Raw genomic sequence first — 13808 nt, 5'->3', positions numbered from 1 at the left:
CGTCGTCACAGGCGCGCCGCGCCGAAGGTGATCGGGCTCAGCGGCCGCAGCGCGCCCTCGCGGCAGATCGACAGGCAGAGCCCGAGCACCCGGCGCGTGTCGCGCGGGTCGATGATGCCGTCGTCCCACAGCCGCGCCGTGGCATAGAGCGCGGTGGAGACGCGGTCGTATTTCTCGATGATCTCGCGGCGCAGGGTGGCGATCCGCTCCTCGTCCACCGGCTTGCCGGCGCGCTGCAGCTTCGCCTCGGTCACGGTGCACAGCACGCCCGCCGCCTGCTCGCCGCCCATCACCGCGATGCGCGAATTGGGCCAGGAGAACAGGAAGCGCGGATCGAAGCTGCGCCCGCACATGCCGTAGTTGCCGGCGCCGAAGCTGCCGCCGACGATGACGGTGATCTGCGGCACGGTGGCGTTGGTGACCGCCTGGATCATCTTCGAGCCGTGCTTGACGATGCCCTCGGTCTCGGCCTCCCGCCCCACCATGTAGCCGGTGGTGTTCTGCAGGTAGATGATCGGGATGCCGGACTGGCAGCACAGCTGGATGAACTGCGCCGCCTTGACCGCGCCGCGCTGCGTGATCGGGCCGTTGTTGCCGATCAGCCCGCAAGGGTGGCCCTCGATCCGGCCGCGGCCGCAGATGGTGTAGGGGTCGAAGGCGGCCTTGAACTCCAGGTAGTCGGAATCGTCGAGGATGCGCGCGAGGATCTCGCGCATGTCGTAGGGCGTCTGGTGGCGGGGCGGCACCAGGCCGAGCAGCTCCTCGGCCGCATGGCGCGGCGGGCGGGCCGGCGGCACCTCGATCTTCGGCCGGCGGTCGTTCCAATAGAGCTTCTCCACCACCTCGCGCGCCAGGGCGATCGCGTCGGCGTCGTCCTCGGCGAGGTATTCGGTGGTGCCCGGCCCGGTCGCGTGCATGTCGGCGCCGCCGAGCTCCTCGTCGTCGGCGATCTCGCCGGTGGCGGCGCGCAGCAGCGGCGGGCCGGCGAGGAAGACGCGCGCGCGCCGCCGCACCATGATGACATGGTCCGACATGCCGGGCACATAGGCGCCGCCGGCGGTCGAGCTGCCATGCACCACCGTCACCTGCGGGATGCCGGCGGCCGACAGCCGCGCCTGGTTGAAGAACTTGCGGCCGCCGCGGACGAAGGTCTCCTCCTGGCGGAACAGGTTGCCGCCGCCGCTCTCGACCAGCTGGATCAGCGGCAGCTTCTCGCGCAGGGCGATGTCCTGCGCGCGCAGCGCCTTCTTGGTGCCCATCGGCACCGTGGTGCCGCCCTTGATGGCGCTGTCATTGGCGATGACCATGACGCGCGTGCCCGCGACCTGGCCGATGCCCACGATCAGTCCGCCGCCGAACACCTCGTCCAGCCCGTCATCGTCATGCATGCCGAGCCCGGCGAGGGTCGAGAGGGCAAGGAAGGGCGCCCCGGGGTCGAGCAGCAGCTCGACCCTCTCGCGCGGCAGCAGCTGGCCGCGGCGGCGGAAGCGTTCGCGCTCGCGCTCCGAACGCTGCCGCACCTTGTCCTCGAGCGCGCGGAAGCGGGCGATCTCCGCCAGCATCCGCTCCCGGTTGTCGTGGAAGGCGGGCGCTGCGGTGTCGAGCCGCGATTCGATCACCGGCATCGCCGGACCTCCCGCCGCCTCAATGCCGCTTCCGCTGCCGGTGCGACAGGCCCATGTCCTTGGCGATGATCTGCAGCATCACCTCATTGGCCCCGCCGCCGATCGAGCTGATGCGCGAATCGCGGTAGATGCGCGAGACCGGGTTCTCCCACATGAAGCCCTGGCCGCCCCAGAACTGCAGGCAGCCGCTCGGGATCACCTGCAGCAGCTGGCCCGCCTTGAGCTTCGCCATCGAGGCCAGCCGCGTGACGTTGCCGCCATTCACGTAGATCTCGACCGCGCGGTAGATCAGCGAGCGCAGCGCCTCGATCTCGGTCTGCCATTCGGCCAGCTTGAACTGGATCCACTGGTTGTCGAGCAGGGCCTGCCCGAAGGCCTGGCGCTGGCCGGTGTATTCGGCCGTCATCGCCACCGCGTCCTCGAGCTGCGTGATGCTGCGCGTCGCCCCGTAGAGGCGTTCCTCCTGGAACTGCTCCATCTGGTAGATGAAGCCCTTGCCTTCCTCGCCGATGCGGTTGCGGACCGGCACGCGCACCTCGTCGAAGAAGATCTGCGCGGTGTCCGAGCAGCGCAGGCCGAGCTTGTCCAGCACCCGCGCCACCGTCACGCCCTTGGTCTTCATCGGCACCACGATGAGCGACTTGTTGCGGTGCGGCGCGCCTTCCTCGCCGGTGTTGCACAGCAGGCAGATCCAGTCGGCCTGGGCGCCGTTGGTGATCCACATCTTGCCGCCGTTGATGACGTAGTCGTCGCCGTCGCGCCGCGCATGGGTGCGGATGCTCGCCACGTCCGATCCCGCGCCCTCCTCGCTGACGCCGATCGCGCCGACCATGTCGCCGGCGATCAGCGGCACCAGGAACTCGCGGCGCAGCTCGTCCGAGCCGTGCTTGGCCAGCGCCGGGCAGCACATGTTGGTCTGCACGCCGATCGAGGTGGACACGCCCTGCGCCGCGACATGGCCGAGCTCCTCGGCCATCACCGTCTCGTAGGAATAGTCGAGGCCGAGGCCGCCGAAGGAGGGCGGGCGGGTGATGCCGAGCAGCCCGGCCTTGCCGAGGATCTTCATCACCTGGTGGGCGGGGTAGCGGCCTGCCTTCTCCCACTCATCGACATGGGGGTTGATCTCCTCCTTCACGATGCGGGCGATCGTGCGGCGGATGGCCTCGTGTTCCTCGGTGAACAGCATGCGCGTCTCCTCGTTCGTTGTGTCGGTCAGAGCGTCTGGATCAGGGCGTCCACGGCGACGCCGCCGCGCCCGCGCGGGTGCAGGATGAAGGGGTTGACGTCCACGCCGAGCAGCCGGTCGCGGTGGCGGTCGGCGAAGACCGACAGCCGCGCGAGTGCCGCCGCCAGCGCCTCGACATCGGCCGGCGGCACCCCGCGCGCGCCCTCGAGCAGCGGCCAGGCGCGCAGCTCGCGCAGCATCCGCATCGCCTCGGCCTCGCTGAAGGGCGCCACGCGGAAGCTGACATCGCCGAGTGCCTCGACATGGATGCCGCCGAGCCCGGCCATCACCACCGGGCCGAAGACCGGGTCGCGGTGGACGCCGAGGATCATCTCGGTGCCCCGCCCGACCATGGGGGAGACGATCACGCCCTCGATGCGCGCGCCCGGCGCCTTCTCGCGCGCCGAGGCGCCGATGCGCGCGAAGGCGTCGCGCACCGCCGCGGCGGAGGCGAGGCCGAGCGCCACGCCGCCCACCTCGGTCTTGTGGGCGATGTCGGGCGAGAGGATCTTCATCGCCACCGGGAAGCCCAGCGCCTCGGCCGCCGCCGCCGCCTCCTCGGCCGTGCGGGCGATGCGGTCGGGGACCATCGGGATGCCGGCGCCGGCGAGGATCGCCTTGGCCGCGCGCTCATCGAGCGGGCCGGCCGGCAGGTCCGGCTGCGGCGGCAGCACCGGCGGCGCCCCGGCCGCGCCGCGCTCGGCGAAGGCGCGCCCGAAGCGCACCAGCGCGGCGATGGCGCGCGTCGCCTCCACCGGGTCGCGATAGACCAGCATGCCGCGCTCCTCGAGGCTGCGGCGGACCTCCGGCGCGGCATCCATGGCCAACGCGAAGACGCGGTCCGAGAACTCGGCCGACAGCGCCTCGAAGATCGGGCGCAGGCGCTCGACGAAAACGGGGTTGCGGCCGAGATGCGCCATGAACAGCACCGCCGTCGGGCAGCCGCCCTGCTGCATCAGGATCCGCAGCGACTTCGGCCACAGCGAGAAATCGTGCAGCGCCGCGCCGGTCAGGTCCACCGGGTTGCGAAGGCCGCCCGCCGGCACCAGCGCGCGCAGCTCCTCCCGCGCCGGGGCCGGCAGTTCCGGCACGTCCAGCCCCTCGCGCCGCGCGGTGTCGGCGGTCAGCACCCCCGCCCCGCCCGAGATGGTCAGTACACCGAGCGCCGGCGTGGTCGGGAAGCGCCCGAGGTTGCAGGCGTAGCCGATCGAGAGGAACTCCTCGAGCGAGCGGGCGCGGTGCACGTCGTACTGGCGGAACAGCGCGTCATAGACCTCGTCCGCGCCGGCCAGCGAGGCGGTGTGCGAGGCCGCCGCCGCGGCGCCGACATCCGAGGCGCCGACCTTCATCATCACCACCGGCTTGCCCAGCGCGCGGGCGCGTTCCAGCGCGCCCACCAGCGCCTGCGGCCGGCCGCAGCCCTCGATATAGGCGAGCACGACGCGCGTCTCGGGATCCTCGAGCGCATAGGCCAGGGTGTCGGTGAAATCCACATCCGCCTGGTTGCCCGTGGTGGCCCAGAGGTTGAGGCCGATCCCCTGGTCGCGCGCGAGGCCGAGGCAATAGGAGCCGAAGGCGCCGGACTGGCTGACGATGCTGACCCCGCCCGGCTTCGGCCAATTGCCCGAGACGATATAGGTGAAGGAGGCGATGAGCCGCTGGCGCACATTGATCGTGCCCATGCAGTTCGGCCCCATCAGCCGCATGCCGTGGTGGCGCGCCAGCGCGACCAGGCTGTCCTGCGCCTGCCGTCCCGCCTCGTCCACCTCGGCGAAGCCGGCGCTGAACACCACCGCGGCGCGCACGCCCTTGGCCGCGCAGGCCTCGATCGCGCCATGCACGTCGCGCGTCGGCACCGAGACGATGGCGAGATCGACCTCGCCCGGCACATCGGCGATGGAGCGGTAGGCGGGCAGGCCCTGCACCGTCGGGTAGTTCGGGTTGACGGGCAGGATGCGGCCCTCGAAGCCGGCCTCGATCAGGCCGGCGACGGGGCGGCCGCCGATCTTGAGCGGGTCGGCCGAGGCGCCGATCACCGCCACCGAACGGGCATTGAAGAAGGGCGCGACCGTGGCGGCCGCCGGCCAGGAACCGAGGGTCACGGGCGCCGCGCCCACCGGCGCGAAGCGTCCCGCATGGCGCGCCGCGATACGCGGCCCGCGCCGTCGTGCCGCAGCGCGGCCCGCAAGCGAGTCGTCATCCTGAACTTCCCCACCCATGGCCGCGGCTGCGTCGCGCCGCGTGCCTCATTCTTGCCGCGTGCCTCATTCTTGTGGTCCAATCATTGACGGCCGGAACATGGCTGTCAAGGATGCCGGGACGGCTGGCGCGACAGCGCCCTCGTGCCGCAAGATGGCGCGGCGGACGCAACGCGCCGGCGCAAATGGAGAGGAGGCCAGGACGCATGTCCGATCTGCCGAAGCGCGTCGAGTTCCACGAGGAAGGCCCGCGCGAGGGCTTCCAGATCGAGCCGCGGGTCTATCCGCTCGAACAGCGCGCCGCGCTGGTCGAGGCGCTGGCCGAGACCGGCCTCAAGGCGGTGCAGGTCGCCTCCTTCGTCTCGCCCAAGGCGGTGCCGCAGATGACGGATTCCGAGGCGCTCTTCGCCGCCATCCGCCGCCGCCCCGGCGTGCGCTACGAGGCGGTCTGGCTGAACGAGCAGGGCTTCGAGCGCGCCCGCGCCACGCCCGGCGTCGATCTCGCCGGCAAGATCAGCCTCTATGCCTCCGACGCCTTTGCGCGGCGCAACAACAACTGCTCGGCCGAGGAGATGCGCGGGCGCGTGCTGCGCTGGCTCGACCTCTATGCCGAGGCGGGGCTGAAGGTCGAGCGCGCGCTGGTCATGGCCGCCTTCGGCTGCAACTTCGAGGGCGAGATCCCGCCGGCCCGCGCGGTGGACGAGCTGGTCTGGGCGCACCGCACCTGCGCCGAGCGCGGCATCGTGCTGCCGAAGGTCTATCTCGCCGACACCATGGGCTGGGCCAATCCGCAATCGGTCCGCCGGCTGGTGGGCATGCTGCGCGAGGCGCTGCCCGCCACCCGCATCGGGCTGCACCTGCACGACACGCGCGGGCTCGGCGCGGCGAATGTGCTGGCGGCGCTCGAGATGGGCGTCGATCTGTTCGACAGCTCGATCGCCGGGCTCGGCGGCTGCCCCTTCGCGGGGCATGGCGACAGCCGCGGCGCGGGCAACATCTGCACCGAGGACATGGTGTTCCTCTGCCACGAGATGGGCATCGAGACCGGCCTCGACCTCGAGAAGCTGATCGAGGCGGCGCGCCTCGCCGAACGCATCATCGGCCGTCCGCTCGGCGGGCATGTCATGCATGCCGGCTCGCTCGCCAAATACCGCGCGCGGGCGGGCGCCGCCGCCGGCCACGGCTGATCGCGACCAGGGGCGGGACATCCGCGAGGGAACCACAAATGAGCTTCATACCGACCGAGGAGCAGCAGGCGATCTCCGACGCCGCGCGCCGCTTCGCCGCCAGCCGCCTCGCGCCCGGATACCGCGCGCGCGAACAGGCCGGCGCGCTCGATCGCGCGCTGCTGCGGGAGATGGGCGGCCTCGGCCTGATCGCGCCCGAGATGCCCGAGAGCCATGGCGGCCTCGGCCAGTCCTGCGTGACCGCGGGGCTGGTGGTCGAGGCGGTGGCCCATGCCGACATCAATGTCAGCTATGTCCAGCTGCTCGGCTCGCTGATGGGCAGCATCATCCTGCGCCACGCGGCGCCGCCGCTAGCGCAGGACTGGGTGCGGCGCATCGTCGGCGGGGAGGCGATCGTCGCCATCGGCCTCACCGAGCCGCGCGGCGGGTCGGACGCGGCCAACCTCGCGCTGCGCGCCGAGCGCGCCGGCAATGGCTGGGTGCTGTCGGGCGAGAAGACCTCGATCAGCTGCGCCGACCAGGCCGAGGGGATCGTCGTCTTCGCCCGCAGCGGCCGCCCCGAGGACGGCGCGCGCGGCATCAGCGCCTTCCTCGTGCCGCTCGACGCGCCGGGCATCTCGCGCTCGCGCTTCGACGATTTCGGCACCTGCGCGGTGGGCCGCGGCTCGGTCTTCTTCGACGGCGTGAAGGTGCCGGCCGACCACATGCTCGGCGAGGAGAACCGCGGCTTCGTGCAGGTCATGCAGGGCTTCGACTACAGCCGCGCGCTGATCGGACTGCAATGCATCGCCGCCGCGCAGGCCTCGCTCGACGAGAGCTGGGCCTATATCCAGGAACGCCGGACCTTCGGCGCGCCGCTGGCGCAATACCAGGGCGTGACCTTCCCCCTCGCCGAGGGGGAGACCATGCTCGCCGCGGCGCGGATGCTCTGCTACCAGACCCTGGCGCTGCGCGACCACGGCCTGCCGCACACCTCGGAAGCGGCGATGTGCAAGTGGCTTGCCCCCAAGACGGCGGTGGAGGTGATCCACCAATGCCTGCTGACCCACGGCCATGCCGGCTATTCGAAGGACCTGCCGCACCAGCAGCGGCTACGCGACGTGATGGGACTCGAGATCGGCGACGGCACGGCGCAGATCATGAAGCTGGTGATCGCGCGCGAAAGGATCGGCCGCGTCGCGGTGCAATACGCGCGGCAGGGCTGATGCCCCGCCGCGCCGGAGCGCCGCCTCCGCTCAGCCCTGCCGCTGCTCGGGCGTCAGGCCCTTGGCCCGCTCGCGCAGCTGGAACTTCTGGATCTTGCCCGAGGGCGTCTTGGGCATCTGCTCCACCACTTCGAGCCGTTCGGGCAGGTACTGCTTGGCGATCTGCTCGCGCAGCAGGAAGGCGTTGAGTTCCGCGAGGCTCGGCGCGCCGGCGCCGGGGCGCGGCACGACGAAGGCGCAGGCCCGCTCGCCGAGCCGCGCATCCGGCATGGCGACCACCGCCGCCTCCTGCACGGCGGGGTGGCGGTAGATCAGGCCCTCCACCTCGACGACGGGAATGTTCTCGCCGCCGCGGATGATGATGTCCTTGGCGCGGCCGGTGATGCGGACATAGCCGTCCGCATCCAAGCGCGCGAGGTCGCCGGTCTCGAACCAGCCCTCGGCATCCGTGCCGAACCATTCCGGGCGGCGCAGATAGCCGACGAAGTTGCTGGCGCTGCGGATCTGCAGCCGGCCCTCCTGATCGGCCGGCAGAGGTTGGCCTTCCGCATCCACCACCCGCAGCTCGACGCCGGGCAGCGGGCAGCCATCGGTCTCGAAGGCCTTCTCGGGCGGGTCGTCCGGCCGGGTGGTGGTGGCGGCGCCGTTCTCGGTCATGCCCCAGGCGGAGATGATGGTGGCGCCGAGCGCCTCGGCGGCGCGGCGGGCCAGCACGCGCGGGATCGGCGCCCCGGCCGAGAGGAACATCCGCAGGCTGCGGACCGCCTCGGGCCGGCGCGCGCCCACATCCGCGAGGTCCGACAGGAACGGCGTCGAGGCCATGGTGAAGGTCACGCCCTCGGCCTCGATCAGGTCGGCCGCCTCCTCCGGCTGCCAGATGTCCTGCAGCACTACCTTGGCGCCGAGCAGGATCGGCGCCATCAGCCCGTACATGAAGCCGGTCTGGTGCGCCATGGGGGAGGACATAATCAGCACGTCCGCCGGCCCGAGGCCGATGCGCTCGATATAGCCGCGGACATTGCTGAACAGCGTGTTGGAGGTGTGCATCACCCCCTTCGGTTCCCCGGTGGTGCCGGAGGTGAAGAGGATCTGCACCACCTCGTCGGCGCCGGGCCGCCCGGCAGCGAAGATCGCGCGCGCATCGGCCCCGGGCTGCGGCGCGAGGAGCTGGTCGAAATCCTCCTCGCCCTCCCCGCCGATCACCAGCAGCCGGGCGAGTCCCGGCAGGCACGGGCGCAGCGTCCGCGCCATCGCCGCGTGATGGAAGCCGCGATACAGCTGCGGCACGATGAACACCTTGCTCTCGGCCAGGCCGAGCATGAAGCCGAGCTCGCGCTCGCGGAAGATCGGCATCAGCGGGTTGGTCACCGCCCCGATCCTCAGGCACGCCAGGTGCAGGGCGGTGAACTGCCACCAGTTGGGCAGCTGGAAGGAGACCACGTCGCCGCGCCCGACCCCCATCCGCGACAGGCCGAGCGCGATGCGCTCCGCCCGCTCAGCGAGCTCGGCATAGGTCAGCGAGGCGCGCTCGCCGGTCAGGCTGTTGCGGCCGACGATGGCGGTCGCGCCCGGTTGCGCGGCGACCGCTGCATCCAGGCTGTCGGTCAGCAGATGGTCGCCCCACAGCCCCGCCGCGCGCATGGCGCGGATGCGGGCCTCGGGCAGGATCGGGGCGAACTGCATGGACATTGCCTCCGTTGCGTGGGCGCCCGCCCATCAGTCGCGCCTGGCAAAACTCCGGCCGATCAACTGGCGGTGCACCTGGTTCGTACCTTCCCATATCTGGGTGATCTTGGCGTCGCGGAAAAGGCGCTCCACCCGGTAGTCCTGGATGTAGCCGTAGCCGCCATGCATCTGGATCGCGTCGGTGGCGATCCGCATGGCGAGGTCGGAGGCGCGCATCTTCGCCATCGAGGATTCGAGGCCGTAGCCTTCCTCCCCGTCCTCCATCACGCCGCACAGGTAGTCGAGCCACGCCTCGGCCATGGCGAGGTCGGTCGCGGCATCGGCGATGGTGAACTGGTTGGCCTGGAAATCCACGATCCGCCGGCCGGAGGAGCGGCGGTCATTGGCATAGGCGACCATGTCGCCGAAGGCCGCCCGCGCGATGCCGAGCGCATGCGCCGCCACAGACGGGCGCGAGCGGTTGAGCGCGGCGAACAGCAGCTTCAGCCCATCCCCCGGCGCGCCGATCAGGTTGGCGCGCGGCACGCGGCAGCCCTCGAAGGCGAGCGCGGCGGTCGAGGAGGCGCGGTGGCCGAGCTTCTCCTCGAGCCGCAGCACCTTGTAGCCCTGCACCGCCTGCCGCTCGATCACCAGCAGGCTGATCGCGCCCTTGGGATCGGCGATGCCCTCCCACTTGCCGAAAAGAAGCAGGAAATCGGCCACGTCGCCGCTGGTGATGAAGACCTTGCCGCCATCGACCACGATTTCGTCGCCCTCGGGGCGGAAGCGCGTGGTCATGGCGGTGGCGTCGGAGCCGCCGACCGCCTCGGTGATGGCGAGCGCGCCGAGCGCGCCCTCGGCGATGCGCGGCAGCACGCGCGCCTTCAACTCCTCGGAGCCGAAATCCATCAGCGGCCCGAGCGCATGGTAGTTGGTGGCATAGATGATGGCGGTGGAGGCACAGGCCTCGGCGAGGATCTTGACCACCTCGAGATAGGTGCGGAAGCGCAGCCCCACCCCGCCATGGGCCTCGGGCAGGAAGATGCGGTTGAGGCCGAGCTCGTTGATGCGGCGGATATTGTCCAAGGGGAATTCGCCGCTGCGGTCGTGATGGGCCGCGCGCGGGGCGATCTGCTCGGCGCAGAGCCGGCGCACCTGGTCGAGCAGCAGCGTCTCCTCCGCGGTCCAGCCGCGGCGGCGTTCGAGGCGTTCGAAGATGGGGTTCATGGGTTCCTGCCTTTCATGCGCTGGCGGCGCCGGTCATGCCGGCCGCATGCCGGAACGGCGGACGACATCGCCCCAGCGCTCGATCTCGCGGGTGATGAAGGCGCCGATCGCCGCCGGCGGCATGGGCGCGCCCGGATTGGCGCCGAGTTCGGCGAAGCGCGCGCGCAGCGCCGGCTCGGCCAGCGCGGCGATGACCGCCTCGTTCAGCCGCGCCACGGCCTCGGGCGGCGTGCGCGCCGGCGCGAGTGCGGCGTTCCAGGTGCGGCAGTCGAAGCCCGCGACGCCCGCTTCCTCGAGCGTCAGCACGCCGGGAAAGACCGGCGAAGGGGCGCGGGTGCTGATCGCGAGGGCGCGCACGCTGCCCGAACGCGCCAGCGCCGAGGCGGTGGAGACCGGGTCGAACATGAACTGGATCTGTCCCGCCACCAGATCCTGCAGCGCCTGGCCGTTGCCGCGATAGGCGACATGCAGGATGTCCACGCCGGCCAGGAGCCGCAACAGTTCGCCCGCCAGGTGCGGCGTGCTGCCCACCCCGGCCGAGCCATAGGTGAAGGCGCCCGGCCGCGCGCGCAGCAGCGCGAGGAAGGCGCGCGCATCCGCCGCCGGCACCGCCGGGTGGACGATCAGCGCCATCGGCACCTCGCTGAACATGGCCACCGGGGCGAAGTCGCGCTCGGTGTCGTAGGGCAGGGAGGGCAGCAGCGTCGGGTTGACCGTGTGGCTGGTGGTCGCCACCAGCAGCGTGTAGCCGTCGGGCGCCGCGCGCGCGACGACTTCCGAGCCGCCGACGACCCCGCCGCCGGTGCGGTTCTCGACCACCACCGGCTGGCCGAGCCGGGCGGTGATCGCCTGCGCCACGAGGCGGGAGACGACATCGGTGCCCCCGCCCGCGGCATAGGGCACGACAAGACGCACCGGACGGTCGGGAAACGCCGCCGATGCGGGCGCCGCCAGCGCCACGCCGCCCATCCCGGCCATCAGCGACCGGCGCGAGATGCCAGGATTGTGCTTGTTGTTCATCGCCGCCGCCTCCCTGCCTTGTGGCGGGCGCGGGCGGCGATCCGCCCGCGCCCGTGATGGTCCGGTTCCCCGCGCCCCTTGCTCAGCGGAAGGGCGAGAAGTCCGGCTTGCGCTTCTCGACGAAGGCGCGCTTGCCTTCCATCGCTTCCTCGGTGTGGCCGAAGCCGTCGAGCGCGGCCATCGCCATCTTGGTGGTGCCGTAGGCATGGGCCGAATCGGCGTTGAAGGAATACTTCAGGAACTTGATGGCGGTCGGGCTCAGCGCCGCGATCTCCGCCGCCCAGCCCTTGGCCTCGGTCATCAGCTGGGCCTGCGGCACGATCTTGTTGACGAGGCCCATCTCCTTCGCTTCCTCCGCCGTGTACTGGCGGCAGAGGAACCAGATCTCGCGCGCCTTCTTCTCGCCGACGATGCGCGTCAGCAGCGCCGTGCCCCAGCCGGCGTCGAAGGAGCCGACGCGCGGCCCGGCCTGGCCGAAGCGGGCATTGTCGGATGCGATGGTCAGGTCGCACAGCACATGCAGCACATGGCCGCCGCCGATGGCGAAGCCGTTCACCGCCGCAATCACCGGCTTGGGGATGTCGCGGATGGTGTTCTGCAGCGTCTCGACTTCCCACAGCCCGTTGGCGCTGGTGCCGTAGCCGCCGGTCTCGACGTATTCCTTCTGGTCGCCGCCGGTGCAGAAGGCCTTGCTGCCCGCGCCGGTCAGGATCACGCAGGCGACCTTCTGGTCCACCCAGGCGCGCTGGAGGGCATTGATGAGCTCCTCCACCGTGCGGCCGCGGAAGGAATTGTAGCGGTCGGGCCGGTTGATGGTGATGATCGCCGTGGAATCCTCCACGGCATAGAGGATGTCGGTGTAGTCCATCGGTGTGTTCTCCTGGAGAGGGGCGCAAAAGGGGAGGGCGCGGGGCGCGGCGGCCCCGCACCCGTCACGACATGGTCAGCCCGCCCGAGACGCTCAGCGTCTGGCCGGTGATGTAGCGCGAGCGGTCGGAGGCGAAGAACAGGATCGCGTCGGCGATCTCCTCCGGCTTCGCCACGCGCTTGAGCGGGATGGCTCGGGCCAGCGCCTCGCGCATCCGCTCGGGCTGGGCGGCGAAGAGCGGCGTGTCGGTCGGCCCCGGGCAGACCACGTTGCAGGTGATCTCGTGGCGCGCCATCTCGCGCGCCAGCGACTTGGTGAAGGCGATGACGCCGCCCTTGGCGCCGGCATAGACCGTCTCGCCCATGCTGCCGACGCGCCCGGCGTCGCTCGCCACCGTCACCACCCTGCCGCCGCCGCCTTCCATCATCGGGTCGAGGAAGGCGCGCACGAAGCGCACGCAGCCGAGGTAGTTGATCTGCACGATCTGTTCCCAGAACTCGGGCGGATTTTTCACGAAGGGCTCGATGCGGTCCCACCCGGCGGTGCTGATCACCGCATCGGCGCGCTGGACCTTCGCGTGCACCGCGGCGGCGAAGGCGGCAACCGCCTCGGGCTTGGTGACGTCGAGCGGCAGCGCCTCGGCCTGGCCGCCGGCGGCGGCGATGCGCGCGGCGGTCTCGCGCCCGCCCTCGAGGTTGAGGTCGCCGATGAAGACGCGCGCGCCGGCCTGCGCCAGCGCCAGGCAGGTGGCGCGCCCGATGCCGGAGGCGCCGCCGCTCACCACGGCCACCTTGTCGTTGAGTTTCATCTCTCGCTCCTACTTTCGTCTGCTTTCGAGGAAGGCCGAGACGCGCTTGCGCGCCTCCTCCGTGGTCATCAGCCGCCGCATCGCGTCGTGCTCCATCGCGTAGCCGTCCGGGGCGCGGTCGGTCGAGGCGCGGATGCACGCCTTGCAGGCGGCCAGCGCCGGCCCCGCGAGGCCGGCCACCTGGTCGGCCAGCGCGCGCGCGCGCGCCGGCAATTCGCCGCCCGGCACCGCCCACTGGACGATGCCAAGGCGCTCGGCGGTGGCGCCGTCCACCGCCTCGGCGGCGAGGATGATGCGCGCCGCGACGCCCGGCCCGCACAGCCGGGTCAGCCGCTGCGTGCCGCCGGCGCCGGGGATCAGGCCGATGCCGGCTTCCGGCAGCCCGATCCGCGCCTCCTGCGCGGCGATCCGCAAGTCGCACGACAGCGCCAGTTCCAGCCCGCCGCCGAGCGCCGGGCCGTTGATCTCGGCGATGGTGACGAGCGGCAGCCGCTCGATCCGGTCATAGAGGTGATGGAAGGCGGCGACATGGCGCAGCATGTCGCGCACCCCATCCTCGGCGCCGAACCGCCCGCCGATCTCCTTGAGATCGGCGCCGGCCGAGAAGAACCGCAGCGCGCTGCGGATGTGCAGCGCGCGCGGCAGGCCCTCGCGCTCGATCCCGTCGAGCACGCGGTTGAAGCCGGCGAGGAACTCCTCGCTGATGGCATTGGCGGGCGCGCGGTTCATCGTCACCACGACGACGCCCTCGCGCCGCTCGACCTCGAACATCCTGCTTCC

At 71.5% G+C, this 13808-nt stretch carries 11 protein-coding genes; 2 read left to right on the top strand and 9 right to left on the bottom strand.

The window, feature by feature from the left end:
- Positions 1-5 precede the first annotated feature (5 nt).
- The 3 genes from BLR02_RS23125 to BLR02_RS23115 are packed head-to-tail and all read right to left on the bottom strand — an operon-like array spanning position 6 to position 5069.
- Entirely contained in the window at positions 6-1625 is a 1620-nt protein-coding gene (locus BLR02_RS23125; protein ID WP_090664802.1) for an acyl-CoA carboxylase subunit beta, read from the bottom strand.
- Between the two features lie 19 nt (positions 1626-1644).
- Positions 1645-2811, bottom strand: a complete 1167-nt coding sequence (locus BLR02_RS23120) for an acyl-CoA dehydrogenase family protein (RefSeq protein WP_090571750.1) — start codon at positions 2809-2811, stop codon at positions 1645-1647.
- 26 nt (positions 2812-2837) lie between these two features.
- On the bottom strand, positions 2838-5069 hold the full coding sequence (locus BLR02_RS23115; protein WP_090664801.1) for an acetate--CoA ligase family protein: 2232 nt from the start codon (positions 5067-5069) through the stop codon (positions 2838-2840).
- 185 nt (positions 5070-5254) lie between these two features.
- Here BLR02_RS23115 and BLR02_RS23110 point away from each other — a divergent pair, with 185 nt between their 5' ends.
- Both BLR02_RS23110 and aliB read left to right on the top strand, forming a co-directional pair.
- On the top strand, positions 5255-6235 hold the full coding sequence (locus BLR02_RS23110; protein WP_090571627.1) for a hydroxymethylglutaryl-CoA lyase: 981 nt from the start codon (positions 5255-5257) through the stop codon (positions 6233-6235).
- Positions 6236-6273: 38 nt separating this feature from the next.
- A complete protein-coding gene (aliB, locus tag BLR02_RS23105) occupies positions 6274-7440 on the top strand; it encodes a cyclohexanecarboxyl-CoA dehydrogenase (RefSeq protein ID WP_090571625.1) in 1167 nt (388 codons plus the stop codon).
- Between the two features lie 30 nt (positions 7441-7470).
- Here the strand turns inward: aliB and BLR02_RS23100 are convergent, their stop codons facing one another.
- From BLR02_RS23100 to BLR02_RS23075, 6 genes are all read right to left on the bottom strand, one after another.
- The gene (locus BLR02_RS23100; RefSeq protein ID WP_090571628.1) at positions 7471-9123 is read right to left on the bottom strand and encodes a cyclohexanecarboxylate-CoA ligase; all 1653 of its coding nucleotides are present in this window, start codon (positions 9121-9123) and stop codon (positions 7471-7473) included.
- 33 nt (positions 9124-9156) lie between these two features.
- Positions 9157-10332 carry an acyl-CoA dehydrogenase family protein gene (locus BLR02_RS23095; protein WP_090664800.1) on the bottom strand — a complete coding sequence of 392 codons (1176 nt, stop codon included), beginning with the start codon at positions 10330-10332 and terminating at the stop codon, positions 9157-9159.
- A 33-nt stretch (positions 10333-10365) separates the two neighbouring features.
- A complete protein-coding gene (locus tag BLR02_RS23090; RefSeq protein ID WP_090664799.1) occupies positions 10366-11352 on the bottom strand; it encodes a tripartite tricarboxylate transporter substrate binding protein in 987 nt (328 codons plus the stop codon).
- An 82-nt stretch (positions 11353-11434) separates the two neighbouring features.
- Positions 11435-12220 (bottom strand): enoyl-CoA hydratase-related protein, encoded by a 786-nt coding sequence (locus BLR02_RS23085; RefSeq protein ID WP_090664798.1) that lies wholly within the window; start codon positions 12218-12220, stop codon positions 11435-11437.
- 64 nt (positions 12221-12284) lie between these two features.
- Positions 12285-13028, bottom strand: coding sequence for an SDR family NAD(P)-dependent oxidoreductase (locus BLR02_RS23080; RefSeq protein WP_090571761.1), 744 nt, complete (start codon positions 13026-13028; stop codon positions 12285-12287).
- A gap of 9 nt (positions 13029-13037) precedes the next feature.
- Positions 13038-13799 carry an enoyl-CoA hydratase/isomerase family protein gene (locus tag BLR02_RS23075; RefSeq protein ID WP_090664797.1) on the bottom strand — a complete coding sequence of 254 codons (762 nt, stop codon included), beginning with the start codon at positions 13797-13799 and terminating at the stop codon, positions 13038-13040.
- Between the last annotated feature and the right edge of the window lie 9 nt (positions 13800-13808).

Origin of the sequence: Belnapia rosea (assembly GCF_900101615.1) — a bacterium.
GTDB lineage: Bacteria > Pseudomonadota > Alphaproteobacteria > Acetobacterales > Acetobacteraceae > Belnapia > Belnapia rosea.
Note: the sequence above shows the minus strand (reverse complement) of the source record. Positions and strands in the feature narration are given on the sequence as shown.